Source organism: Paenibacillus sp. OK076, assembly GCF_900110055.1.
Taxonomy (GTDB): domain Bacteria; phylum Bacillota; class Bacilli; order Paenibacillales; family Paenibacillaceae; genus Paenibacillus.
This window is the reverse complement of record NZ_FOCH01000001.1, coordinates 474023-500265: the sequence shown is the minus strand read 5'-3', so window position 1 is coordinate 500265 and position 26243 is coordinate 474023. Positions and strand designations below refer to the sequence as shown.

Annotated in this window: 20 protein-coding genes; 3 read left to right on the top strand and 17 right to left on the bottom strand. The window is 46.2% G+C overall.

Going from position 1 to position 26243, the window contains the following annotated elements; translation table 11 throughout:
- Positions 1 to 16 precede the first annotated feature (16 nt).
- The 7 genes from BMY78_RS02100 to BMY78_RS02070 all read right to left on the bottom strand — a co-directional run bounded on the left by BMY78_RS02100 (position 17) and on the right by BMY78_RS02070 (position 5669).
- The gene (locus tag BMY78_RS02100) at positions 17 to 979 is read right to left on the bottom strand and encodes an SDR family NAD(P)-dependent oxidoreductase (RefSeq protein WP_090894225.1); all 963 of its coding nucleotides are present in this window, start codon (positions 977 to 979) and stop codon (positions 17 to 19) included.
- 33 nt (positions 980 to 1012) lie between these two features.
- Positions 1013 to 1681, bottom strand: coding sequence for a sugar transferase (locus BMY78_RS02095; RefSeq protein WP_218152266.1), 669 nt, complete (start codon positions 1679 to 1681; stop codon positions 1013 to 1015).
- Entirely contained in the window at positions 1678 to 2586 is a 909-nt protein-coding gene (gene galU, locus BMY78_RS02090; protein WP_079695397.1) for a UTP--glucose-1-phosphate uridylyltransferase GalU, read from the bottom strand. Before galU ends, BMY78_RS02095 begins: the two co-directional genes overlap by 4 nt.
- A gap of 259 nt (positions 2587 to 2845) precedes the next feature.
- Positions 2846 to 3529 carry a CpsD/CapB family tyrosine-protein kinase gene (locus tag BMY78_RS02085; protein ID WP_090894221.1) on the bottom strand — a complete coding sequence of 228 codons (684 nt, stop codon included), beginning with the start codon at positions 3527 to 3529 and terminating at the stop codon, positions 2846 to 2848.
- Complete coding sequence (locus BMY78_RS02080) at positions 3510 to 4262, bottom strand: YveK family protein (protein ID WP_090894219.1); 753 nt, start codon at positions 4260 to 4262, stop codon at positions 3510 to 3512. Before BMY78_RS02080 ends, BMY78_RS02085 begins: the two co-directional genes overlap by 20 nt.
- A gap of 59 nt (positions 4263 to 4321) precedes the next feature.
- Positions 4322 to 5083 carry a tyrosine-protein phosphatase gene (locus BMY78_RS02075; protein ID WP_090894218.1) on the bottom strand — a complete coding sequence of 254 codons (762 nt, stop codon included), beginning with the start codon at positions 5081 to 5083 and terminating at the stop codon, positions 4322 to 4324.
- A 151-nt stretch (positions 5084 to 5234) separates the two neighbouring features.
- On the bottom strand, positions 5235 to 5669 hold the full coding sequence (locus BMY78_RS02070; protein WP_090894216.1) for a hypothetical protein: 435 nt from the start codon (positions 5667 to 5669) through the stop codon (positions 5235 to 5237).
- Between the two features lie 331 nt (positions 5670 to 6000).
- Between BMY78_RS02070 and BMY78_RS02065 the strand changes: the two genes are divergently transcribed.
- Positions 6001 to 6369, top strand: coding sequence for a helix-turn-helix domain-containing protein (locus BMY78_RS02065; protein ID WP_024632898.1), 369 nt, complete (start codon positions 6001 to 6003; stop codon positions 6367 to 6369).
- A gap of 107 nt (positions 6370 to 6476) precedes the next feature.
- Here BMY78_RS02065 and BMY78_RS32710 read toward each other — a convergent pair whose 3' ends face one another.
- From BMY78_RS32710 to BMY78_RS02050, 4 genes are all read right to left on the bottom strand, one after another.
- Positions 6477 to 6632 carry a hypothetical protein gene (locus BMY78_RS32710; protein ID WP_161634243.1) on the bottom strand — a complete coding sequence of 52 codons (156 nt, stop codon included), beginning with the start codon at positions 6630 to 6632 and terminating at the stop codon, positions 6477 to 6479.
- Between the two features lie 221 nt (positions 6633 to 6853).
- A complete protein-coding gene (gltB, locus tag BMY78_RS02060) occupies positions 6854 to 11452 on the bottom strand; it encodes a glutamate synthase large subunit (protein WP_090894214.1) in 4599 nt (1532 codons plus the stop codon).
- 673 nt (positions 11453 to 12125) lie between these two features.
- Positions 12126 to 14408 (bottom strand): YhgE/Pip family protein, encoded by a 2283-nt coding sequence (locus BMY78_RS02055; protein WP_090894211.1) that lies wholly within the window; start codon positions 14406 to 14408, stop codon positions 12126 to 12128.
- A 206-nt stretch (positions 14409 to 14614) separates the two neighbouring features.
- The gene (locus BMY78_RS02050; protein ID WP_090894209.1) at positions 14615 to 15196 is read right to left on the bottom strand and encodes a TetR/AcrR family transcriptional regulator; all 582 of its coding nucleotides are present in this window, start codon (positions 15194 to 15196) and stop codon (positions 14615 to 14617) included.
- Between the two features lie 357 nt (positions 15197 to 15553).
- On the opposite strand from BMY78_RS02050, the gene BMY78_RS02045 reads away from it, so the two are divergent.
- On the top strand, positions 15554 to 16774 hold the full coding sequence (locus BMY78_RS02045) for an MGDG synthase family glycosyltransferase (RefSeq protein ID WP_090901907.1): 1221 nt from the start codon (positions 15554 to 15556) through the stop codon (positions 16772 to 16774).
- A gap of 278 nt (positions 16775 to 17052) precedes the next feature.
- Here the strand turns inward: BMY78_RS02045 and BMY78_RS02040 are convergent, their stop codons facing one another.
- Both BMY78_RS02040 and thpR read right to left on the bottom strand, forming a co-directional pair.
- Positions 17053 to 17910: a cell wall hydrolase gene (locus BMY78_RS02040; protein WP_090894207.1), complete on the bottom strand. Its 858-nt coding sequence runs from the start codon at positions 17908 to 17910 to the stop codon at positions 17053 to 17055.
- Positions 17911 to 18040: 130 nt separating this feature from the next.
- Positions 18041 to 18649, bottom strand: a complete 609-nt coding sequence (thpR, locus tag BMY78_RS02035; protein ID WP_090894204.1) for an RNA 2',3'-cyclic phosphodiesterase — start codon at positions 18647 to 18649, stop codon at positions 18041 to 18043.
- A 189-nt stretch (positions 18650 to 18838) separates the two neighbouring features.
- On the opposite strand from thpR, the gene BMY78_RS02030 reads away from it, so the two are divergent.
- A complete protein-coding gene (locus BMY78_RS02030; RefSeq protein WP_090894202.1) occupies positions 18839 to 19795 on the top strand; it encodes a D-2-hydroxyacid dehydrogenase in 957 nt (318 codons plus the stop codon).
- Between the two features lie 136 nt (positions 19796 to 19931).
- On the opposite strand, the gene BMY78_RS02025 is transcribed toward BMY78_RS02030, so the two are convergent.
- From BMY78_RS02025 to BMY78_RS02010, 4 genes are all read right to left on the bottom strand, one after another.
- Entirely contained in the window at positions 19932 to 20906 is a 975-nt protein-coding gene (locus BMY78_RS02025; RefSeq protein WP_256221918.1) for a TRM11 family SAM-dependent methyltransferase, read from the bottom strand.
- A 44-nt stretch (positions 20907 to 20950) separates the two neighbouring features.
- Positions 20951 to 22663 carry a methyl-accepting chemotaxis protein gene (locus BMY78_RS02020; protein WP_177185628.1) on the bottom strand — a complete coding sequence of 571 codons (1713 nt, stop codon included), beginning with the start codon at positions 22661 to 22663 and terminating at the stop codon, positions 20951 to 20953.
- Positions 22664 to 23024: 361 nt separating this feature from the next.
- Positions 23025 to 24023 carry an MsnO8 family LLM class oxidoreductase gene (locus BMY78_RS02015; RefSeq protein ID WP_256221917.1) on the bottom strand — a complete coding sequence of 333 codons (999 nt, stop codon included), beginning with the start codon at positions 24021 to 24023 and terminating at the stop codon, positions 23025 to 23027.
- A 30-nt stretch (positions 24024 to 24053) separates the two neighbouring features.
- Positions 24054 to 25469: a deoxyguanosinetriphosphate triphosphohydrolase family protein gene (locus BMY78_RS02010; protein ID WP_090894198.1), complete on the bottom strand. Its 1416-nt coding sequence runs from the start codon at positions 25467 to 25469 to the stop codon at positions 24054 to 24056.
- Between the last annotated feature and the right edge of the window lie 774 nt (positions 25470 to 26243).

Genomic DNA, 26243 nt, shown 5'->3' with positions numbered 1-26243 from the left:
ACTCACTTTATCAGCTTCATGAGGTTTCCTGCAGCATCGCCCGGTAATGATCGATCGTAAGTTTTAATCCTTCTTCCAAGCCAATCTCCGGTTCCCAATTTAAAATTTCTCGAGCCTTGTCAATGACCGGACGTCTAACCTTAGGGTCATCTTCTGGCAAAGGTAAAAAAACAAGATTGCTGTCTGATTGCGTAAGCTCTTTAACCAAACGAGCAACTTCAAGTACGCTATATTCTGTGGGATTACCAATGTTGATGATTTCCCCATTCGCTCTATCTACAGCCATCAGCTGCTGTAGTCCTCGAATGTTATCATCCACATAACAGAATGAGCGAGTCTGTGATCCGTCCCCGTATACTGTAATATCCTGTCCTGTCAGTGCCTGTGTTACAAAGTTGGAAATGACACGACCATCATCGTTTCGGAGTCCTGAGGAATACGTATTGAAAATACGCGCTACCTTCACGGGAACACTGTGTTTCGTGTAGTATTCATAACAAAACACTTCGCCCAAACGCTTGGCCTCATCATAACAGGCTCTTGGTCCCCAAGTGTTCACGTTACCTCGATAACTCTCAGGCTGTGGATGAACCTCGGGATCTCCATAAGCTTCGCTCGTACTCGAATACAGGAACTTGGCTCCTTTGGTACGGGCGAGCTCCAACAAATGATAGGTTCCTCGAGTGTTCACCCAGATCGTTCCGATCGAATCCGCCTGATAGAATTTGGGTGAAGCAGGTGAGGCCAGATGATAGACTTCATCTACTGGCTGATCTACCAGAAAATCCAGTGAGTCGGGCAGCGTTACATCAGCTTCAAAGAAAAAAAAGAGGGGGCTGTTAGCCACCTCTTGCAGATTTTTAGAAACGCCTGTTGAAAGGTTATCTATTCCGGTAACCTGATGTCCCTGATCAATTAATGATTTGACTAGATGTGAGCCTAGGAAACCGGCCGCTCCCGTCACTACAACATGTTTCAATGCGATCACACTCCATATTATCTAATGAGTAGGTTAAAATGTATTACTTTTAATCATAACGCCAATGGTTTTAAAAATGATAATGATATCCATCTTTAAGGAAACGTTAGAGATGTAGTGAAAATCATATTGCAGATTGTGGTGAATCGGCTCTTTGCGAACATCACTTACTTGCCATAACCCAGTAATTCCTGGTTTCACCAGAAACCGTCTGCGCTCCAGATCCGTGTAGCTTTCTTCTACGATTCGCTTCATTTCAGGTCTGGGACCTATGAAGCTCATGTCACCCTTGATAATATTCAGCAATTGTGGCAGCTCATCCAGGCTCGTTTTACGAAGTAATCTACCCAGCCGTGTAATTCTCGGATCATCGCTTGTCGTTGGAGATACGCCATATTTGGGCGCATCTGTACGCATCGTTCTGAATTTATAAATACTAAATTTAACTCCGTTTTTCCCGTAACGTTCTTGTCTGAATATTACAGGTCCTTTGGAATCAAGCTTAATCATAAGCGCTGCAACAAGCATGACCGGTGATGTAATCAGCAACAGCACAGCCGCAATAATAAAATCAATAAACGGTTTTATTACGTCAGCATATCCGCCAACACGCTGGGAGTAAGGCTGTTCCAATACTGCCGAAGTGCCATCCTTGGCCAGGGCTTCTCCACTCCCAAAGTATTCCGGTCTTGAAAGTTTCACAGACTATCCCCTCCTGCTACAAGCATTTGGTTCAATTGTTCCTTCATCAGAATCTCTTCGATCGCCATTAGAACCGGCGCACGCAATTCTTTATTTTTGAGGGCAAAATCAAGTGTCGTCAGGATATAGCCCAGCTTCTCACCCACGTCAAACCGGGAGCCTTCAAAGTCATAAGCACTGATTCCTTCATCCCGATTCAGCATTTGCAGCGCATCCGTGAGCTGAATCTCACCACCCGCACCCACATTTTGTTCTTCCAGATACTCAAATACTTTCGGTGTCAAAATGTAACGGCCCATAATAGCCAAATTGGAAGGTGCTGTACCCAAAGGTGGCTTTTCAACCATGCTGTTCACAGAAGATAAACGTCCCTCTGTATGCAGGGGATCAATAATTCCATAGCGGTAAGTTTCACTTGGACTTACTGTTTTTACTCCGAGTACAGACTGGTTGACCTTCTCATATTGCTGAATGAGTTGCTTCGTGCACGGCACATCCGAAACCACAATATCATCGCCAAGTAATACAGCAAACGGTTCATTACCAATAAAATTTCGAGCACACCAGACTGCATGCCCGAGTCCCAGCGCTTCCTTCTGCCTTATGTAATGAATATCAACGTTGGAGGACTTCCGGACTTCTTCCAGTAAGCTGAGCTTTCCTTTTTCGAGCAAATTCTGCTCCAGTTCAAACGCGCTGTCAAAATGATCTTCAATCGCACGTTTTCCCTTGCCCGTTACAATAATAATGTCCTCAATCCCGGAAGCTACAGCTTCTTCAACGATGTATTGAATGGTCGGTTTATCCACAATAGGGAGCATTTCTTTAGGCATTGCCTTTGTAGCGGGTAAAAATCGGGTCCCCAAGCCTGCTGCGGGAATGATTGCTTTCCTCACTTTAGTCATAAATACCACCCTATCCATTATTATTTTTTTATGTTTAAAAGCATGAGTTGGATCATTTAAATCCATGAAACCATGAAATAAATTGATGCAATTCTTACTTTTAATTTCATAAAAGGGCATTAAACCCAACCTCACATCACACCCTTGACGATATACGTCTAAGGTACACTACCCACAGTGTGACCGAGTGCCTACCTTGATAAAGGTATAGTAGACATCACCTTGATGACATTATTTATGGATCAAATGTGTGCATTTGTTACACATTTTCCCCATAGTACGCATTCCGGCTCTTGGGCACCTGTACATTGTTCAAAACTGCTCCGAGGATACGTGCATTCACATGTTCAAGGTGGGCTTTTGCCTTTCTAACCAGATCCCTCTTCACCTTGCCTGCACTTACGACAAGAATGACCCCATCACACAATGAACTAATAATTAAAGCATCGGTAACTGCCAGAACAGGAGGTGTATCAAATAAAATCACATCGTATTCTTCCTTCAAATCCTGGAGCAAGGCCGTCATTTTACGAGATCCAATCATCTCTGAAGGATTAGGAGGTATAGGGCCGGAAGACAGAACATGCAGCCCTTCCACTCCGGTTTCCCGAAGTACTTCCGTAACTTTATATTGGCTGGATAATACACTCGTCAGCCCCACATGGTTAGGAACATTAAACATGCGATGCACCGCAGGTTTACGTAAGTCCGTATCCATAAGCAAAACCTTTTTTCCCTCTTGCGCATAGGTAACTGCCAAATTACCTATCGTTGTCGTTTTTCCTTCACCGGACAACGCCGAAGCAATCATGATCGTTTGAATCTGACTATCAATCGATGAGAATTGGATGTTGGTTCTCAACTTTCGATACGCCTCAGATGACGTAGACTTGGGATTAGCCATGGTTACAAGGCTCCCTTTATCATTGGTTAACCGTGGCATACTGGCCATCACCTACCTGTTTTTGAGATATGGTTGTCTGCTTGGAAAAACGGGCGTCTTCTTTTCGGATTCTGGAGATGACAGCTAGTGCAGGTATACCCAGTTCCTTCTCTAGTTCATCCTCTGTTTTCAAAGTATCGTCCAGGTATTCCAACAGGAATATAAACCCTATAGATAGTAGAAGTCCGACAAAGAAACTGATCAGGATGTTCATAACGGGATTTATATTGATAGGTCCAGAGGAGTCCGTAGGTTTGGCTTCACTCAGAATGGTTACATTATCCACTTTCATAATTAAGGGAATTTGGGATTTAAACACTTTGGCAACGGCATTTACCGTTTTTGCCGCTTTTTCAGAAGATAAACCGGTGGCGGTCAAACTCATAACCTGGGATTCATTCGCGGTGGTTACCCTTAGGCTTCGTCCCAATTCATTACCGTTCATGCCAAGATCGGGGTATGTAGCTGCTACTTTATCGAGGATTGCCGAAGATTTGATTATTTCAATATACGAATTAATCACTTTAATGTTGGTTTGAATTGAACTAATATCGAGGCTCGGTACACCTTGAGCATTATATGCCTGGTTCACGATTAATTTGGCATTCGCCTCGTAAATAGGTACAGTCAAAAAATAATTTTTAACACCTGCCCCAATACAAGCAACCGCAACGAAGGCAATGATGATCCAAAAACGTTTGCGTAAAATTTGCATATACTCTTTTAGCTCCATCTCGTATTCCTCCCATTTAAGTCAGCAAATTATGATGAAGATCGTTTCCTCTTAGCTGGTTACCAGAACAACAATCTACGCTTCATCATTACGGGTTCTTCCGGCTCTATGATTTGATAATTGTTCCATACCGAGCACGCATTATTTTGCAAAGTTTGAACTAGACGACTTCCAAATCGGCGTTCAAGCAGGTGATATGCGGCTTTCATTGAGAATGTTCTTTCTTCCATATTATGGGCGTCTGATGAAATGAAATGAAATCCGTTTTCTTTGCAAAAATGGAAACACCATTTCTGAACTTTTCTTCCGAAAAGCCCCAAGACCGATTGAGCCGTGATTTGACATAGAGCACCTTGCTCAACATATTCAACCAACAAATCGGGATTGTTCTGGATTGGACGATTTCGTTCGGGATGAGCAATAATAGGAATGATACCCGCCAACTTAAGTTCTTGGAGTATCCCGGGGAACTGCGAGGGGATATGACCAAAGGGCAATTCCAGCAACATGTATCGGCTCCCGGCGAGTGTGCAGCACTTTCCTGCATATAAGTCTCCAATCAGGTTGTCATGCACCCTGATCTCCTGTCCGGGACGGATCTCCAAGCGAATGTTGCGTTTGCGAAGTTCTGCATGTAGCAGGTCCACTGCCTGATTGACCACGTTGGGTTTATTGTTGTACTGCCCGTTCAGGTGATGCGGAGTAGCAATGATCGAGGTAATGCCTGAGGCTGCCGCTTTCTCAGCCATCGCAATGGACTGTTCCATATGGACAGGGCCATCATCCAGACCGGATAAAATGTGGCAGTGCATTTCAACCATATCCAAACTTCCTCAATGTATGATCCCCCTCGCCCCTTTATTCATTGCGCAAATGCTTTTGGTGTTAAAGAACTAATGCATAACGCTATGAAATATAGTAAAATGGCGTTAAGTACATGCTTGTTCAGAATATGTTTAGAATGTGTTCATTTCATATGGTAAAATCAATGTAATGATAGGTTTCCTGCAAGTTAGGTGGTTCCGATGCCTTCTCATACTGAAACCGGGAAACAGTCGGAAACTGAACTTCTCGAATCATTGTATTTAACTGTCCCGTTATATATAGTGTCTGCTCTTGCTGAATATGCAAGTTTGAATGATACAATGTGAGCTCACCGAAAGGCTGTTTCCATTGCAACTTTGCGTGGAGTCGCACACATACATGGCTATCTTCTACATCCAAACCAATCAGCATCTCTGGTGATATCGGCAAGTCCAGGTCGCTCAGGAAGGTGATCGCTCGTGTGTCCATACCAAGCAACAGAACGGGGCGTCTTTTGCGGTCCACCCATTTGCCATGAAACTCCTGAATGTACATATGGACATTTAATTTGAGATCCGCCCATTCCTGAATCATTGAATTCATGGCTTCATTCCTTTAGAATGGATTAGCTTGCAAGGTTGCCTATACTCCTTCTCACAGGTATATTGGCTAGGCAACGTGGTCATACTTAAAATATCCCAAATGATACATTTTGTAACTCCATACGTCCAATTTACGATACAATTTGTATCATGTCAAGCAGTATTTGGACATGGTTCTTTTGATTTACGACAATATGAGATGTCCTTAGACAGACCTATATACAACTAGGACTACTAAGGCGTTACGATGATGCAGGAAAGCTGCCCTGATCAAACATTTGGCTCAGGATTGTTTCAATATATATTTGATGGCGTTCAGGGGGAAATAGCATATGAGCTACGGAAATCGCATTGCTGAATTAAGGGAACAGCGGGGACTTACTCAAGAAGAACTTGCGAGCTCCATTCATATTACAAGAGCTGCTCTCTCCCACTACGAGAAGAACCGACGCAAACCGGATTTCGAAGTGTTAACGAGACTTGCTGACATCTTTGGCGTATCCATTGATTATCTCATTGGACGGACGAAACAAAGCGATGTCGTGATGGATGAGGACGTAAGGGAATTCGTGGACGCCCTTGAATTATCGGATAAGGAAGTGTTGGAGCGCTTCGGTCTGATGATTGATGGCAAACCCTTAACAGAAGAAGAGGCACGTCGTTTTATTGCTTTTGTCCGTATGGAACGCAGTATGGATTAAATCCGCAAAGAAGACCCAGCACCGAGGAATATCACGCTCCGGTTTCTGGGCTTTTTTATGTCTTGATTTGATTTCCCTCCATCTATTCGATGCTTGTCGATGTGTTGTCAAGCCCGCTTGTTGTTGTCGGAGGATACGAAATGGTTCCAACGCTCCGGGTCGATTCCGCATTGCAGTAAAACTTTCATGATGTCCATCTGGGTTGCTTCGACTGGTTTACCTTTCGGCTTACGATCGCCCCTGTTTGGATGCTTCATATTCATTCCGCTAACCTCTCTTATCTTTATACTTTCCCTGCCCTCCAAAACTAGCCTTATTATACTTGAGAAAGTTCTTCAATGTTGTCGTCTCATGGCGATAGCGTTTTTTGTGCGGGTTCTAATTTTGTCGAAAACCAAATAGGAGCTCTACAGCGCCGCATTGGCCGCCGTAAAGCTCCTATTATTCTTAATACAACCGGTTCATGCAATCGAACAGGAATGGATTAACCGCCTGTACGTGCAAGTTCACGCATGTTGGCTTCAAAAGCAGCCAGCAAAGCGGCCTCTCCGGTGAGGCCTGTTGCCTGAATCCGTTCGATTTGCTCGGTCATTCGTTTGAAGTCCTTCGGAATAACCCGAACAAATTGATCTACAGATTGCTGCCAGTTATCCAGAATGCGCTGTCCAGCCGCACTACCTGTATTTGCAACATGACGTTGAATCATGCCTCGCAGATCTGCACTCTCAGAGACATCTTCGATACGCTCCAAAAGTACCATTTCCAGATTACAACGTTGCAGGAATGTGCCTTTTGGATCATACACATAAGCGATACCGCCGGACATCCCGGCTGCAAAGTTACGACCTGTATCACCCAGAACGACGACACGTCCACCCGTCATGTACTCACAACCATGGTCACCTACACCTTCAACAACCACTTTGGCACCGGAGTTCCGTACAGCAAACCGCTCCCCGGCGATACCACGAATATAGGCTTCACCACTGGTTGCCCCATATAGAGCGGTGTTACCAATGATGATATTATCTTCGGCATCAAATGTGGCTTTTGGTGAAGGCATGACGATCAGTTTACCTCCGGACAATCCTTTACCTACATAGTCATTGGAGTCCCCTTCAACGGTCAATGTCATGCCTTTAGGTACAAAGGCCCCAAAGCTTTGTCCAGCAGAGCCGACAAATTTGAACTGAACCGTATCTTCAGGCAATCCTGCAATTCCATATTTGCGCGTAATTTCGCTGCCCAAAATGGTACCTACTGCACGGTTTACGTTAGTAATTGGAAGCACCGCTTCAACCGGTTGACCGGATTCGATCGCAGGTTGTGCCAATGGCAGCAACTGCTGCATATCCAGCGTCTCTTCCAATTGGTGATTTTGATGCTGTGTACGGTAACGTGCAGAGCCTTCTGGCATTTCAGGCACATGCAGCAATACGGACAGATCTACACCTTTTTTCTTCCAGTGGTCTACAGCCTCTACCGTTTCGAGGCAATCGGTACGACCAACCATTTCCTGAATCGTACGGAAGCCAAGATCTGCCATGATTTCGCGGACATCTTCAGCAACAAAACGCATGAAGTTGACGACATGAGCAGGATCTCCTGTATAATTTTTACGCAATTCAGGGTTTTGTGTCGCTACACCTACCGGACATGTATCCATCTGGCAGACACGCATCATGATGCAGCCGAGTGCAACGAGTGGTGCTGTCGAGAATCCATACTCCTCAGCTCCCAGCAAAGCAGCGATAGCCAAGTCACGGCCATTCAGCATTTTGCCGTCAGTTTCCAGAACAACACGGTCACGCAGATTGTTCAGCATCAACGTTTGATGTGTCTCTGCAAGACCCAACTCCCAAGGCATTCCCGCGTGGCGAATCGAGCCTTGCGGAGATGCACCTGTACCACCGTCATAACCGCTGACGAGGATAATATCGGCACGACCTTTGGCTACGCCCGCCGCAATCGTTCCAACGCCGACTTCGGATACCAATTTAACGTTAATCTCTGCACGTGGATTGGCATTTTTCAAGTCATAGATCAACTCAGCCAGATCCTCAATCGAGTAGATATCATGATGCGGTGGCGGAGAGATCAGACCTACACCTGGTGTTGATCCACGAACCTCAGCAACCCAAGGGTATACCTTACGTCCAGGCAGCTGTCCGCCTTCACCCGGTTTTGCTCCCTGTGCCATCTTAATCTGAATCTCGTCGGCATTAACCAAATAGTTGGATGTTACACCAAACCGTCCAGAAGCCACCTGTTTGATCGCACTGCGACGAGAATCACCGTTGCTATCTTTAATGAAGCGAGCCGGATCTTCCCCGCCTTCACCAGTATTGGATTTACCACCAACACGGTTCATTGCAATGGCGAGATCTTCGTGTGCCTCTTTGCTGATTGAACCGAAGGACATTGCCCCTGTTTTGAAACGGCGCATAATGTCTTCCACGGATTCCACTTCTTCCAATGGAATCGCAGGACCGACCGGTTTCAGTTTCAGCATGGAGCGAATGGTCAGCAACTGATCATTTTCACCTTGCACGAGTTTGGAATACTTTTTATACAGTTTGTAATCGCCCGTACGTACTGCATGCTGCAGCGTATGGATCGTCTGTGGATTGAACAGATGCTCTTCACCGTCGTTACGCCATTGGTATTCCCCGCCGGAATCCAGTACTTTGTCATTGCCATCTTTGTCCGTAAAGGCACGGTTGTGATGAGTCAATGCTTCGGCAGCCACTTCTTCCAGACCAATCCCGCCAATTCGGGAAGGCGTCCAGGTAAAGTAACGATCAACGAAATCTGATTTCAGACCCACCGCTTCGAAAATTTGAGCTCCGCGATAGGATTGAATTGTCGAGATTCCCATTTTGGACAATATTTTAATAACGCCCTTGGTAGCGGCTTTGATGTAATTCTTCACGGCTTTCTCATGTGAGATGCCACGCAGCAGCCCTTGCTGAATCATGTCATCCAGCGTTTCAAACGCCAGATAAGGGTTCACGGCACTTACGCCGTAACCAAGCAGCAAGGCATAGTGATGAATATCACGCGGCTCAGCCGACTCCAGCAAAATGCTGACTTTGGTTCTGGTTCCTTTACGAATCAGATGGTGATGCAAACCTGCTACAGCCAGCAATGCTGGAATAGCGGCATTCTCGGCGTCCACACCACGGTCAGACAGGATCAAAATGTTATGACCTTTGTCAATGACACGGTCCGCAGCTTCAAAGAGCAGTTCCATCGCTTTGCGAAGTCCTTCTGCGCCCTCTTTGGCAGTAAAGAAGATCGGAATCGTCATGGAACGGAAGCCCGGACGACGAACGTGGCGAATCTTCGCAAAATCCTCATTAGAAAGTACCGGTGTATCCAAACGAATCTGACGACAGCTCTCCGGTTCAGGATTCAGCAGGTTACGCTCAGGTCCGATCGTTGTTGCCGTAGACGTTACAATCTCTTCACGAATCGCATCGATCGGTGGATTGGTAACTTGTGCAAACATCTGCTTAAAATAGTTATACAGACGCTGCGGACGATCCGACAGAACTGCCAGCGGTGCATCATAGCCCATGGAGCCTGTAGCCTCCATACCTGTTGAAGCCATTGGCTCCAACACTTTGCGCAATTCTTCAAATGTATATCCATAGGCCAGCTGAAGCTGGGTGACGTTATCATGTTTTGGATCAGGCAGTTCCGGTGCATCCGGCAGCTCATTCAGATCCATCAGATGCTCATCGAGCCAATCCTGATACGGATTCTCGGCCGCAATGAGAGCTTTCACTTCCTCATCTGCAATGATACGGCCTTGTTCTGTATCGACAAGCAGCATACGTCCAGGACGCAGACGATCTTTATATAGAATTTCTTCAGGAGCGATATCAAGTACCCCTACCTCGGAGGACAAAATAATACGGTCGTCTTTCGTTACATAGTAACGTGCAGGACGCAGACCATTACGGTCAAGAGTTGCACCAATCTGCAAACCGTCGGTAAAGGCCATTGCTGCCGGTCCGTCCCACGGTTCCATCATCGTGCTGTGATATTCATAGAATGCCTTTTTGGCAGGATCCATGCCCTCATCTGTACTCCAAGGCTCAGGTACCATCATCATGGCCACGTGTGGTAATGAACGTCCGCTCAAATACAGGAACTCCAGCGTGTTATCAAACATCGCTGTATCCGAACCATCCGGGTTGATAACCGGTTTTACTTTCGAGATGTCGTTACCGAACAATTCACTCTCAAACAGTGACTGCCGGGCATGCATCCAGTTCACGTTACCACGCATCGTATTGATCTCACCGTTGTGGATCATGAAGCGATACGGGTGAGCACGTTCCCAGCTTGGGAATGTATTCGTACTGAAACGGGAGTGAACAAGCGCAATCGCTGATTCCACGAGCTCTTCCTGTAGATCCAGATAGAACTGTCCCACCTGTTCCGTTGTCAGCATGCCTTTGTAGACGATTTTGCGGCAGGACAAGCTTGGCAGGTAGAATGAACCACCCTCTGCTTCCTCCGCCGAATACCGAATAGCCAGCTCCGCACGTCTGCGAATGACGTACAGCTTCCGTTCAAATCCTAATTCATCCTTAACTTCTGCCGATCTTCCAATGAACACCTGACGTACATAAGGCTTCGCTGCAAGCGCAGAACGTCCCAGCATCTCATCAAACGTAGGCACATCACGGAAACCAAGGAATGTCTGGCCTTCTTCTTCAATGATCTTCTTAAGGCTCTCTTCATGCGCGCTTCGAATGACAGGATCTTGTGAAAGGAACAACATCCCTACACCGTAGAAGCCCTGTTCAGGCAACGCAAAACCAAGACGGTCCGCTTCCTGAGCAAAATAGCGATGTGGAATCTGGATCAAGATACCGGCTCCGTCACCGGAATTCGGCTCACTGCCCTGTCCTCCGCGGTGTTCCATGTTACTGAGCATGGTTAGTGCCTGACTAACGATGTCGTGTGAAGGTACTCCTTTGATGTTGGCAACAAAACCCATTCCGCATGCGTCTTTTTCGAACTGTGGGTCGTACAGACCCTGTTTAGGAGGTAATCCGATGTGTCTCATGGAACGCAACCTTTCTATAATGAAGTATTTCGGAAAGATCAAGAACATAGGCAACAAGCAACAATGAAACGGGAGGAGCGGGCATTTTCAATATGAATAATCGCCGCTAGATGAACGAGGGCGACAGCAATAAATGCTGTCAATCTTACAAGTGCTGCTATTGCGGCAGAGGCCAACCATGAGATGAGCTGATCCAGATCGCCGGCAATCAGCTTGGTATAACAACACGCAACCGCTGGCACGGTCGCTGATATGGAGCGACGTTTTTTGATATAGTTCTATTATTTTAACACCGACCTAACATCAGCGCAATTTAAACTTTTTAATACCTCTGATAAGAAATGTTTTGCAGTACAGCTTTAGTGTACTGACGTTAAAATTCATCTCTTTTTCGAATAATTATACACACTTTATGTCAGAGTACAACTAATTTTAATTGCTGACAAAAGAAAATCATTCCATATGTGGCCTGCGTTTAACCATAGTTGAGCTAAATTCTTATACCTTGCTCCAGCGACTATCTTCATCCCTATGCATTTGTATACAAAAAGAGTCTGCAACCCATTTTTGGGTCGCAGACTCTTTGCACTATTTGACTACTATATTGCATAATTTTGATACTTGAGTTCAAAGTTTATTTTCACTATTCTGTCCTATTCCGGTTCAATTCGGCTTATGCCGTCACCACTTGACCGGATTCAGCCACTTCGACTTCTTTTTTACGACGTCTGCCGTTCCAAAGGAAGAAAGCCAAGGTCAGCAGCACAGATATACCTGCATAGATTGCCAAAATGCCGACCTGATGCCACATCACATCGAAATTGCCACTGGATACAACTGCTTTGAAGCCCATGATGCTGTGCGTCATTGGCAGCCAAGGGCTAAATGCCTGAAGCCACGACGGAATCAGCTCTACCGGGAAGGTTCCCGCACTTGCTGCAAGCTGGAAGACCAATAACAGGATGACAACGTAACGTCCTGGCAAGTCAAGCCAAGTTACAAGAGCCTGAACAATAAACATAAAGGTTAGTCCCGTAAAGATCGTAAACAGATAGAACAGCGGTACGCTGTGTGTTTCCAGTCCAAGACCATACAGCATGAAGCTTGCCACGATTACGGATTGGATAATGCTTACAAAGCCGAATACGAGTGTACGGCTGACAAAACGATTCCAACCCGTTGCGCCCGGTACGGAAGTTTCCCGCATTTTCAAAACAATCGTTGAAATCAGTGATCCAACAAACAAACCGATGGACAGGAAGAACGGCGTCAACCCTGTGCCGTAATTGCTCACGTTCTCTGTTGTGTTCTCGGATGTATTCACAGGTTCAGCGAACATATTCACCACATCGTCCGTTTTCTTGACTTCTGACGTTTTCTGAGCTGCATCATTCAGCTTGGTAGCCAGTTCGCTTGAGCCGTCTTTCAGCTCAGTTAAACCATCTGCCAGCTTGCCTGCACCGTCACCGAGTTGTTTGGAGCCGTCCGTTAGTGAACTCACGCCACCGCTCAGTTTACCTACACCCGTTTGCAGAGCTGTGGTTCCCGAACCCAATTGCTTGGCTCCATCTGCCAGCAATGTACCGCCATTTGCAGCCTCGCCCAGCTTGCCGCTAAACTGCTTCAGACCATCGGAGAGCTTTGCTCCGCCTTGGCTAAGCTGTCCAGCGCCCGCCAGCAATTGCTGCTGACCATCCACCAACTGTTTCGCACCTGCCAGAAGCTGCTCTTGGCCTCCATGCAGCTCGGACGCTCCCGCTGCAAGTTGCTGATTGCCCTGGTGTAATTGATCTGCACCCTGCGCAAGCTTCTGTTCGCTCTCATGCAGTTGCTTACTGCCTTCGGCAACTGCTGCACTGGCTGCCAGCAGCTTCTGTACGTCCTCACTGGCTGCCAGCTCAGGGTTGGATGCAGCAAGCTGCTTCAACCCGTCAGCAACGCCCTGAGCACCGTCAGCAACCTTGCTGCTGCCGTCTACTGCCGATTGCAGGCCAGTGGCCAAAGTGCCGCTGCCTTGCACTGCACTTTGCAGACCCTCGGACAGCTTCGCACTGCCCTGCTCAGACGATTGCAGACCTGCTTGCAGCTTGCCTGCTCCGTCTACGGAAGACTTCAGTCCAGTTTCCAGCTTGGCACTGCCGTCCTTCAACTGATCTGCACCGCTCTGAAGCTGGCTTGTTGCGGCTGTTTGAAGCTGCTGCAAACCGGATACCAGATTCGATGTACCACTTTCAAGTTTGGTAGCACCCGTGTGCAGTGCATTGACACCATCACTTAATGGAGACAAGCCATCCTGAAGTTCCAATGTACCGGACGCCAGCTTCGCCAGATTATCCTTGAGCTTCACCGCCCCGTCATCCAGCTTGCCTGCGCCCGTATTCAAGTCTCCTGCGCCATCGCCAGCTTCAGCCAATCCATCCGATACTTCGGAGAACTTGTCGAGCAGGGTCTCCGCATAGGATTCCGTTACTTTGGCCGAAACCTTAGCTTTCAGATCTTTGATGGCCGTCTTGCCAATCTGCGCACCCACGAAGCTGTAATTACCATTCGGTTCGTAGATCAGATCAGCCGGCTGTGGCTTATCATCAAGCAACGTGGTTGCCTGGGATGAAAAGTTTTCCGGGATCGTGATTTGCATATAATACTTGTCGTTTTCCATGCCTTCTTTGGCTTGGCTGGCACTGACAAAGTCCCATTTAAAATCTGCATTCTTCTTCAGTTCATCCACGAGGTCACTACCGACATGTAGTGATTTGCCTTCCAGCTCGGCACCTTTATCAAGGTTAACAACCGCGACCGGCATTTCATCGACATGACCATATGGGTCCCAGTAGGCCGCCAAATAGATACCACTATATAGAATCGGAATAAACAAAATTGCAATAACGGGGATCAACACCTTCGGGTTTCTCACGGCCGATCCCACATCCTTGAAAAACACGGATAAAGATTTCATGTCATTTTCTCCCCTTGTTCTCTCTGCTTTCCAAGCAGAATAACCATAATGAAATTAATTGATGTGTTCCGGAAAATTACCGAAACACGAAGTGACCACTTTCCTCAAACGGTCACTTTAGAGCAAAAAAACAAACCTGTCTCTCGACAAGCCTCACTGCCTGCAATACGCAAGACTAACCCATATTATAGTAGAATAAATTCGGGCTACGTTGCAGCAGCAATTCCTTCCATTAAGAAAAGGCGAAAGTAATTCTTGATTTCCTCTTTGCTCAGCGGCTCGTGTTGCTTGCTCCAATCTGAGGTGAGGGCGATGTACAAACGAATCATCATAAAGGCTACTACCTGTGGATCACAATCCCGAATCTCTCCGTTGTCTCTTGCCTTCTCAAGCTCCCGTGCCAGAAAATCGGAGATGACTTTCTCCACTTTCTCCAAACCTTCTTTAGCCTGAAGAGTTCCAAAATCCTTAAGCTCCTGGGACAATTTAACCAGCAAATCGTGATCACGGCGAAACTCCAGCAATGAATCAAGCACACGAAACAGATTATCAAAAAAAGCACTTTCCTGATGAACTTCACGATGAGCAATATTTTTCATTTCCTGGATGACTTCCACCAAAATCTGATCAAACAATTGTTCCTTATTCGTAAAGAACGTGTAGATCGTTCCCTTGCCAACATTCGCAATCTTCGCTACCTGATCCATCGTGGTTGCCTTGTATCCAAACATGGCAAAAGACTGCGCGGCTGCATGAATGACCTGCTGTCTCCTGTCAATCGGAGCCATCATATCCCTCCTCGTATTCGTTGATCGTCCTCTTTAAATGACCAAAAATACAATTCGGTCATTCGGTCAAAACCAAGAATACCACTCTCATCATCAGATTGCAACCCTAACATTAAAAATTTGTGTTAAATTTTTTTAACCGAAATGCAGTGGAAACTGCTTCTATCGTCGTCTATAGTGTATGATGACTCCAATAACACGGATAAAGACGAAGTTTCGATGTATCAGAACATTAACTATAGTGTAAATATGTAACGAATGAACATGATTTTCCGCTTCGCTGTATATTCATGTAGTAATGCAACGTGCGGTATGACTATGAATGTTAAATTTAAATTGATGAATAAAGGTGAACTCATGCGAAAACCAAGAGTGCTCTTGTTATCCGAAGGTTTCGGCACCGGTCACACCCAGGCCGCCCACGCGCTCGCAAGCGGCATTAAGAAAGTCAGTCCACATGTGCATAGCCGGGTTATTGAGCTGGGCAAATTTTTAAATCCAACCATGGCTCCGCTTATTCTGTCCGCATACCGCAAGACACTAACCGTTCAGCCCAAGCTGGTCAGTCTGCTGTACCGGACGCAATACAACAAATCGCTAAACGGATTTACCAAACTGGCCTTGCACCGGATTTTCTATACACAGACGGCTCAAGTCGTATCCCAATTGAAACCCGATGCCGTGATCTGCACCCATCCATTTCCGAATGCGGTCATCTCACGACTGAAACGTCAGGGACTTAATATTCCACTATATACACTCGTCACAGACTACGATGTGCATGCAACGTGGATTAATCCCGAGGTCAACAAATATTTAGTATCCACGCCACAGGTAAAGGCTCTGCTTGAAATCAGGGGTGTTGAGCCTTCACGCATTCAAATCACAGGCATTCCTGTGCATCCTGATTTCTGGGAAGCCGGAGACAAAGTGAGCCTCAGACAGGAAATGGGGCTTCAGAACATGCCTACAGCTCTGCTGATGGGTGGCGGATGGGGACTTTCTTTTGATGAAGAGCATATGAAAGCCCTCACGTCATGGGCGGATCGGGTGCAGCTGCTGTTCTGTCTGGGAAGCAATGAGAAAATGATTGCCAAGCTGAAGGAAATGTCCTGCTTCCAGCATCCAAATATACGCATTCTAGGGTATACCCGCGAGGTTAGCAAACTGATGGACGTATCGGATGTGCTCATCACGAAGCCAGGTGGCATGACTTGTACGGAAGCATTGGCTAAAGGCCTGCCGATGTTATTCGTACCTCCATTGCCGGGACAGGAAGAAGAGAACTGTGAATATTTTGTACAAGCCGGATACGGGCAGGTCATTCACTCTGCTGACGTTATTGCGGATCGCTTCAGACATTTGTGTGAGCAGGTCTACGCACCGCATCAAGCTGAAAGCCAGCTGAAATCAGTTCACAATCCAGGTAACAGAAACACCTATGATCCAACGTGTTGTGCCCAGGCTGTCCATGATTTATTGTTCCCGGCTACAGCGGAAGTCACATCGGCACCCAAGGAGCGCTTCACAGCCGGAATTGGGGCAACTTCGCTGTCAGGTACCCGAATCCCATTCTAGCAGCTCTATGACCCCTTCTAGTCGTTCTACGAAGGCGTTTCATCTCTTAAAGACATGCACAAAGAAGGTTCCCCTCCATTGATCCGGAAGGGAACCTTCTTTTATTTCGTTCATATCTCCGTATGATTTGCTGCAAAAAAGGGTAATTTAAATAACAACCCCTCATGTCCAAATAAATTAAAAACGAAGAAATAAAACTGCATTTACAGAGCTTTTCAAGGTCTATGTATCAAATACATAGTTAACTACCCTGCCTGTTTGCAGAATTTACAGGTCAATTACTTGTAAAAAGTATGATGCCCGATCGTTTTTACTTTTTTCTGGGAGCGAGCCACTGTGAGATCGTCCGCAAGCGTCAATGACAAGAAATAATACGTATCATCGGCGACTTCCTTTTTCCCATTCAACGCTGCATTAACTGCCTTGATACTGTCCTCATTGGGAGTAACACGTTTCAAGCGCCCGTTCGCTACAGGACTGAATTGAGATTTCTGGTAGATTACTTTGTAAATGGTATCGGGAAAATTGGCTGACCGCAGCCGGTTTAAGACAACATTGGCTACTGCCACTTTGCCTTCGTACGGTTCACCTTCCGCCTCTGCCATGACGATTTTTTGCAGCAGAAGCAGCTCTTTATCGGACACACTGTATGACCAGGTTGCAAGTTTCGAGTCTTCCTGGTTCAGAAGTTTGGTCCGCGTAAAGTAAAGTTTTTGGGGGGGAGTCGTAATTGCAGCTACCGCTTTGGCACGCTCTACTTTCGCCAATTTGAGAGCAGCCTCTTTCTTCGCTTTGGCCGCTGCTGCAGCTCGGGCCGCATGTTTAGCCTTGGCTTCTTTCTGTTGCTGCTCTTCTTGAGCAGTCGTGAGCCAGTTCTTGGCCGGAAGCGAATTGGTCCAGTTATCAGCCTGGATAGACGCCTCAGTAGACAGACTTGTCCCGTCTTCCATCATCCGCCTGTCTCCGCTAAAAGAATTTTCGCTATTTTCCGCAGAAGCCGCAAGTTCGGTCATCTGTTTGCTATCACTTGCCTCATTCCATTTTCCAGTCGCCTGAACGACATTAGCCCCCACTATACATACAAGCAGCACAGATAACATCGGTGCCACCCAACGATTCTTGCTTATAATATCCATTCGAAGATTCCTCCTGTCGAAACAATTCCCTAAACTTAGTAACCACAAAAAAAGAATTTGAATAACGATGGCTAATATTACATAGGGAATAACGTAATGTCAATGTGATTTTATGTCATATCAATGAGTTTCAGGAAAAAGAAAACGTATCCACGACCTCATACATCGGCGCCTGACCTGGCTGTGTCACATAAAGCACAAAATCTTGCACCATCCAAGAATTAACACCCAAAAAGTGCACTGGAAGCACTTCAAATATTCCTTTATCCTCATTTCCTGGGTCCCCACCCAGAAATTTACGCGCGATCGTAATATGAGGAGAATAAGGTCTTAATTCAGGTTCGAATCCAAGAGAGGAAGTTGCATCCACGATCCGTTTTTGCAAAAGATGCAGTTTGTCCGTTTCCCCTTCAACACCTTTCCACAGTACCTTTGGTGTCTCTTCCAAACCGAACGTTCCCCATCCGGATAATTGCAGTTCAAAAGGCTGGAATCCGGACGCTGCCGAGCGCAGCACTTTCCGAAGTTGGCCAATGTCACTAACAAGGGTATCTCCCAGAAATTGCAATGTAATATGATAATCCCGGTAGTCCGTCCATTTGCGAAAATCAAACTTTCCTTGCACCTGTTCCGCAGACATCCGAAGTGAATTCTGAATATGTGCCGGCACTCGAAGTGCAGTAAATAATCGTTCCCGTCGGGATGGAAGATCCGTATGTGAATGTGAATAGTTATTCATGGTATACACCTCTTCTAAAGTTCGCTTTATTATTTCACAGTCGCCTCTATGGTTTCAAGCTGGTTAAGTATAGAGTGACACAATTTTTGGGATTTGCACATGAGGCTGTATTCCTGCCTTTTACGCACATCACCTTCTTTTCTGCTACACTAAAGCCACAACATATTTCCATTTAGGAGGCCACTAACTATGGGTAAAATTGTATGTTTTCCATCCTTGTCGACAAAGCAGCAGCAACGCATTCTGGATGCAGCACCAGGTTATACACTTACGGTTGGCAAAGCCAGGGAGATTGATACATCGGAGTTAAAAGAAGCCGAAATCATCGTAGGCTGGTCTCCTCTGGTAACCGAGCATGCACTGAAAGAAAACAGTCCTCTGAAATGGGTTCAGGTCTGGTCAGCAGGTGTGGATAACCTACCTTTCTCAGATTTGGAACAAAAAAGTATATTGGTAACCAGTGCTAATGGCGTACACGCCATTCCCATTACTGAAATCATTCTGGGCATGATGTTGTCCCACAGCCGCTGGCTCAGACAAGCGATGCTGCACCAGCAGCAGGCGGAGTGGAAATCACCAGGAAAACCACTGCCAGAATTACATGGTAAAACAGCGGTTATCGTTGGCGTCGGAGAGATTGGATCAGAAACCTCACGTATTCTCAAGGCACTGGGCATGAAGGTCATTGGGGTTCGGCGCTCCGGAAAAGACGTTCCGAATGTAGACCAAATGTACAATATGTCCGGCCTTCATGAAGCACTGGGGCAAGGCGATTACGTCATCAATATTTTGCCACTCACAGATGAAACCCATCATATCTATAATCAGACTGCATTTGAGCACTTCAAATCCGGTTCCTGTTTCGTCAATGTCGGACGTGGTCCAAGCGTGAATACGGAAGCTCTGCTGGGTGCACTTAACAGTGGGCAGGTTGCCTTTGCTGCACTTGACGTATTCGAGGAGGAGCCGCTCCCTGCCAATCATCCGCTGTGGGGTAAAGACAATGTCCTGATTACGCCGCACATTGCAGGCAGTACAGAGCAATACACCGAACGGGCGCTTGATATTTTTGTTCAAAACCTGGAAGCGTATATTGCTGGACAAACCCTCCCGCTCAATCTGGTGAATTATAGTCATAAATACTAAAAACGCTAAATTCTCCTATGTGAAATTGTACAAATCCATGTAAGGTAGTTTCCCTACGAAAATCAAAAACCTCGGTACCGGAAAATGAATTTTTTCCGGTACCGAGGTTTTTTCTGTTATTTTCAGTTCAACCGTTCTATGTGCAGAGCCAAATGTGACGTATAAACGTGCCTTTGCTCACCGTTCGATACTGATCAATGTTCCATCCGGCATCCAAAATGTGCCCCGCTACCCATTCGGTGGAAACGATCACTGCCCGTCCTGCAAGTCTCTTCAAACTCGTCAACATAGCAAGTTGCTCCTCATCCGGAAGAATAGAACAGAGATTATATGGCATGTCCAGAATGGCTGCATCGTAGAAACCTTCCAAATCATTCATATCCCCGAGGGTAATACTGGCTGGATCATACCCATAATGAGGAAGATTAATGCGTGCACCCTGTACTGCCAAAGGGTTCAAATCATTGCCTCTTGCCTCAATCCCCATCGACAACGCCTCAATTACAACGGTTCCCATTCCGCAGCACGGATCGAGCAACTGATGTCCCTCCACTTGCGGAATAGCAATATTGACCAACGCTCTGGCTAACGTAACACCAAGGCCCGTAGAGTAATTTTGCGGCTTCTGATGATGGGTTTGCCACGAGCGATCAGCCTCAGTCCATTGACCGAAGAGCCATTTTCCATTCACCTGCATTAGTCCAAAAGTCACGTCAGGCTGTTTCATCATAGCTTTGCCTTGAATGCACATGCCCAGCTCTTTTTCCAGCAGACGGGAATGTGCATAATCCGGCATGTCATCGCCCTCTTTCAAGCAGACAACCTTGAACGTTTCACCAGATGACAGGGCGACTTGTGAAGCAGCAGGTTTCAGACCTGCTACTGTATCCGCTTCGGCCATCACATCCAGTCTGCCCCGGACAAATGGACTTCTACCTGGTGGAATGCAAATATTGGAGCGTACATAAGCGTGATCTCCTGAACCAATATCTGTTCCACGAACGAGCATCGTTTCCAATTCCAATTCACATAGGGCACGTTCATTCTCATGACAAGCGAAGGTATATACGTAACTTCCGACAACTGAATCTTTGCTGTTTGTAGAGCTCAATATGGTAGCCGTCCTTCATGTTTCTTCTATTATAAGAAGAGGTTTTATATTTTTAATTTTTCAATGGAAGAAAGAAGATCTTCGGACAGGTCTTTCAAGGTTTGAATATTGCCGCTAATCGTTTCCATTGAACTCACCTGTTCCTCAGCCGACGCTGACACTTCCTCTACACTCGCCGCGGATTCTTCTGATACTGCCGAGATTTGTTGACTGAAATCATTCATCCGTCCGCTCGCTTCCTGCATGCCTTCCAGACCATCTGTCATTGTACCAATGACTTGAACCATACCCTCTACCGACTCACTAATGGTACGGAACAGATTGCCGGAATTACGTACTTGCTGCTGCCCTCGTTCTGTTTCCAGTACACCTGTTCGCAATTCCTCAACAACACCCTGAGAATCCTTCTGGATGTCCTCCGTGATGACGGTAATCTCCTCTACAGAAGTTCGAACGGCTTCGGACAATTTCCGCACTTCTGCTGCAACAACTGCAAATCCGCGTCCACTCTCTCCTGCACGAGCAGCTTCGATGGAAGCATTCAATGCGAGCAGGTTGGTCTGTCGCGCAATGTCATGAATGACTTGAACCAACTGCGATATATTTTCGTTTTTGCGGTCCAGCTGTTCCATCTTGTTCATGGAAGACGAAACTACACCAGCAATCTGCTGCATCTGGTTTACGGATTGCTCCATGGATTCGCGACCGGTCAGTCCTTGTTTCAAAATGAGATCTGACATCAGTCTAAGCTGATTCCCCTGTTCGGAATGTTGCTGGATATGTGCGTTCAATCCTTCAACAGTACGGGCAGATTCAACAGCCGTTTCCGCTTGACTCTCTGCCGCTTTTGCCGACTCTTCCATCGTTATGGCAATCTGTCGACTGCCGATCTTAACCTCTTCAGAGGAAATGGCCAGTTCGCTGCTTTGGCGGTTGACGGCTTCAGCGATTCGTCTGACATTCAATACCATCGAGGTCAGATTACCTTTCATGTCATTCACGGCTTTGGCTAGAACACCCACTTCGTCTTCATGTTTGGTATGTATGTCCTGGACATTCAATTGACCTTCCGCAATCAGTTTCACGGCACTGATCACCCGAAGCAGCGGTTTAACGACTTGTGAACGAATAATGGGAATGCTGACGGCTGTAATCACAATCATAATCAGGACACCCACAAAAATGATCATCCTGCCATCTTGTACGGATCGAATGGTCTGCGCGGCAGAGATATTGGACTGCTCCTGATTGTACTGCACCAGATAATCGAGATGAACTTGCATGGAATCAAAGGAAGCTGCCCCTTTTTCGGATACTTCCTTGGCCAACTGTTCCTGGCCTTCATCACTCAGCTTGATGGATTGCGTGTTAATCTTGAGGTACGCTTCCCACTTCATCTTCAGTGCGTCCCAATGTTCCTTTTCTTCCGTAGACTTATCCTGTTGATCATACATTTTAATAGCCTGAGCTGTTTCGCGAATGTATTTAGTACGTTCTTCAGCCAGGTTTGCTTTCTCACTTGCCTGGGCATCATAATGGCGATAACTCAATGACAGAATATGTTCTGTCGTATAGTTCAATCGGTTAATCTGCTGGAGTGATGGTATCCAATTATTGGTGATATCATTCGTGTTATTTTCCATTGAATTCATTCGTGTAATAATCGTGACACTCAGAAGAATTAAACAGAGGATTAATAAATAGAACGCAATGCTGATACGCAGACCGATACTCTTGATCCTGAATCTGCTAAACATGTGATTTCCCCCTTGTGCCCATCTTCGGCCACTTCCGTATTTTAGGTGCTTTTGTCGTTGTTTTACCCTTCTTTTGGCATCTTGTAAAATACTCTTTTCTATATTATATCTATAGGAAAAGAGACGTAAAGTATTATAACATTCTTTTGTTTTAGTCATGCTTTATTTTGTAAAATCTTGTGATTATTTCACACCATCTGTTGAACGGAATCGAATAATGTAAAATTATGACCTAAATGAAGCAAAAAAGAGCTGCAGCATACGGCAAATATCCGATCTGCAACTCTTACGATTTGAATCCATGCAGATGGCAGGTATGGACCCGCCATTCTTTGTATCACAACGGCTAACAGTCGTCCTCTCATGCGTTCATCAGTAACTTATAAGAGGCCAACCTTCGTTCGTAATCCGGTCCAGCTGTCACCACAAGTAGCCGATCCGTATCTAGCCTTTGGCACACCTGTTGCAACTGATCCCAGACCTGTGCAGGTGTACCGGCATAATGCCGCTGTACTCCATTCTCAGTGGCATCAGTGGTCCCGTTGTTATTGCTTGAACTTGTGCTGATGTTGTCAGCCTGCGTAGAAATCTCTTTCCCAACGGCTCTGCGTCTTTCCGCCATTTCGCGGCTCCAGGACAACGCCTCTTCCTGCGTCTCCGCACACAGTACACTGACAGCAACCATAACCTCCGGCTCTTTCCTATTGGCGCTGGGGATAAACCCCTCCCGATAACGCCGCACAGCCTCGGTACCATCCGTATCACTCATAAATTGTCCGAATACATACCCCATACCGAAGCGGGCAGCAAACTCAGCGCTCTTTACATTGGTCCCAAGCATCCATAAGGATAATGGAAGCTCCGGAATCGGGCGGGCCGTCACCGGATGTTCTTCATAGGTATAGCGGTCTTCCAGCAGTTCGGTTAGTGCAGCGAGCGACTCAGGCAACTTGGACACATGTTGCAAGTAATTGCCACTCAAGGCCATCGTTGCATGAGGACCGCCCCCAGGAGCACGACCCAAGCCTAACTCAATGCGCCCCGGGTAGAGCGCCGCCAATAGTCGAAATGACTCCGCTACCTTAAGCGGGCTATAATGTGGTAACAGCACAGCACCGGAGCCAAGCTGGATCGTGTTCGTTAGCGCGCCAATATGGGCAAGCAACACTTCAGGTGATGCTGATGCAAGTTCGTCCATATCATGGTGCTCAGACGTCCAGTACCTTGAATAGCCCCATACTTCAGCATGCTGAGCAAGTGTAACGGATTGTTGCAGCGCCTGTTCTGCTGTGGCGCCGTTCAACCTTGGAACAAGGTCAAGTACGCCTAGATTGTATTTTCCACTGATATTCGCACCCAAGCGTCTCATCTCCCTTCGTCTTGCTTATCTCTAATCGAGATCGTAGATGGAACCGACCTTAAGACCGTATAGTTCATTGTATATTTTCTCGGCAAAAGCATCCGTCATCCCGGCAATATAATCGATCACCATATGCTCCCAAGTCCAGATCGGATTCGCCTTCGCCTGATCCTTCTCATAGCGTTGCAGCCAGTCGGACGGAATAATGGATTTGGACGTTTCCGGGTCAAGGAAAGCATCCCACAGACGCTTGATCATCCATTCACTGCGCTTTTGCAACCTCTGCACACGCAGGTCACGAATCATGGTCACCCAGGCAAAGCTCTTGAGCACACTCACCGTACGCAGCATATCGAGATCCTCGGCACCTTCACGGACAAACGTCACCTTTTTCCAATCTCCGTTATCAATAACCCCCAGGCTAGCGACAAAAAGACTGACCCAGTAAGCCTTGACCTCACGGCGGGTACGTGAGTAATCATGCTCGCAGAACGGCATCTTTTCATTCCAGATGCGCAGGAACGAAGCGAGAACTTCTTCGACTTTTTTGCCAATCGCTTCCCTTGTCCATCCGTTCCAGAACAGATCCTCCAGCGTCGTAATCTTATCCACAATCAATCGATTGATATGCGGATCTTGCAGGAAATGCTCGTGTACTTCGATTTTGCCTGCTTTGATGCCATCTTCCAGATCATGTGCGGAATACGCAATATCGTCGCAGAGGTCCATCAGCTGTGCTTCAAGCGTCTTTTTGCCAGCAGGAATGTCCCAACGATTGCGAATCTCGCGGATATACTGCCATTCATGATGGTACATGCCTTTCTTGCTCTCCGTGCCGGGATACGGATACTTGTTGATGCCGAGCAGCACCGCATCCGACAGGTTCAGCCCATCGATATCTTCCCGTTTTTCCAGAAACATAATGAGACGGAAGTTATGCGCGTTGCCTTCAAAATGCTCGTACTTCCGCTTGAGCTCTGCACGAATCTCCGCTTCCGGTTGAGGTGATTTGGCCCCGCGATTTTTCTTCATGATTTTCTTGACCTCTGTGTTAATGAGACCATCGAGGATGCCATCCAGCACTTCTTCACCTTTATGCCCAAAAGGCGGGTGACCGAAGTCATGCGCAATCGCGGCACACTCCACCACTTCCGAATCAATAATCAGTCCGGGACTGTCCGCCTGGTTCAATTCTACCTCCGGGTAGCGACGCAGCAAGCTTCTTGCTGCTTCTCGTGCAATCTGTGCCACCTCCAGGGAGTGGGTCAATCGTGTGCGATAATAATCGCCCGTTCCTGCGCCAAATACCTGCGATTTGCCTTGCAGCCGACGAAAGGTCGGTGAATGTATCAGTCTGGAATAGTCGCGCTCATAGGCTGCACGAGCCCCATCCAGTTTCGTTAGTTCAGGGTATTGTCTATGTTCTCTCAGATCGTTCCATTGCATGTTGATCACTCCTAGCCGACTGTCTCTATTTTGAGTGATTATACACATATTCTGCAGTTTCGAAAAGCAAAACCTGTCTGCGATTGTCATCTCTTCTCACATCAACTTGTGATACACAGTCGTCTTCTCTTATTATACCCTGCCAGACTATCATCCGTGCACCTAAATGATAATGATATAAAATGACATTATAATTCACTCAAATTTTGAGGTGTTTTTTGTCAATAGGAGTTGCTGTACTGAATTCTTACATACGCCCCTAAGGGTTTAAGATAATATTCTAGGTGCGAAAGTTGAGTTAATAAGTACAACGTATCCCATTGATTAAATTCTATTCAAAAAAAAGTTCGATAAAGTATCCCTCAAAGAATGAGAAATCTACTTTACCGAACATTTAATTCTAAGTTCCGACATCCTCACATTACTTTTGATGATTGAAATTTTGCGAGATTCAAGTTGTGAAGAAGGGGTGATTTTTTTTCTCTCGCTAGCTGATTGTAACTTATCCCCAAAAACAACCATGTAGTCAAGTACGAAAATTCCGGGACGGATATCATTAAGGATACATAAATTATTAGCAAAGAAATTTTAAGACCATCATTAAAATAACTTTTCTTTAATTTAAACATTGGATATAAGAAAAATATACTAAATAAAATAAATCCAATAATACCACTATTAACCAATAACGTAGAGAAAAAATCAGTTGAGCGAACATATCCAAATCCAACCCCGAACAACTTGTTGAAAAATGGCATATGTGAAAAATATTCC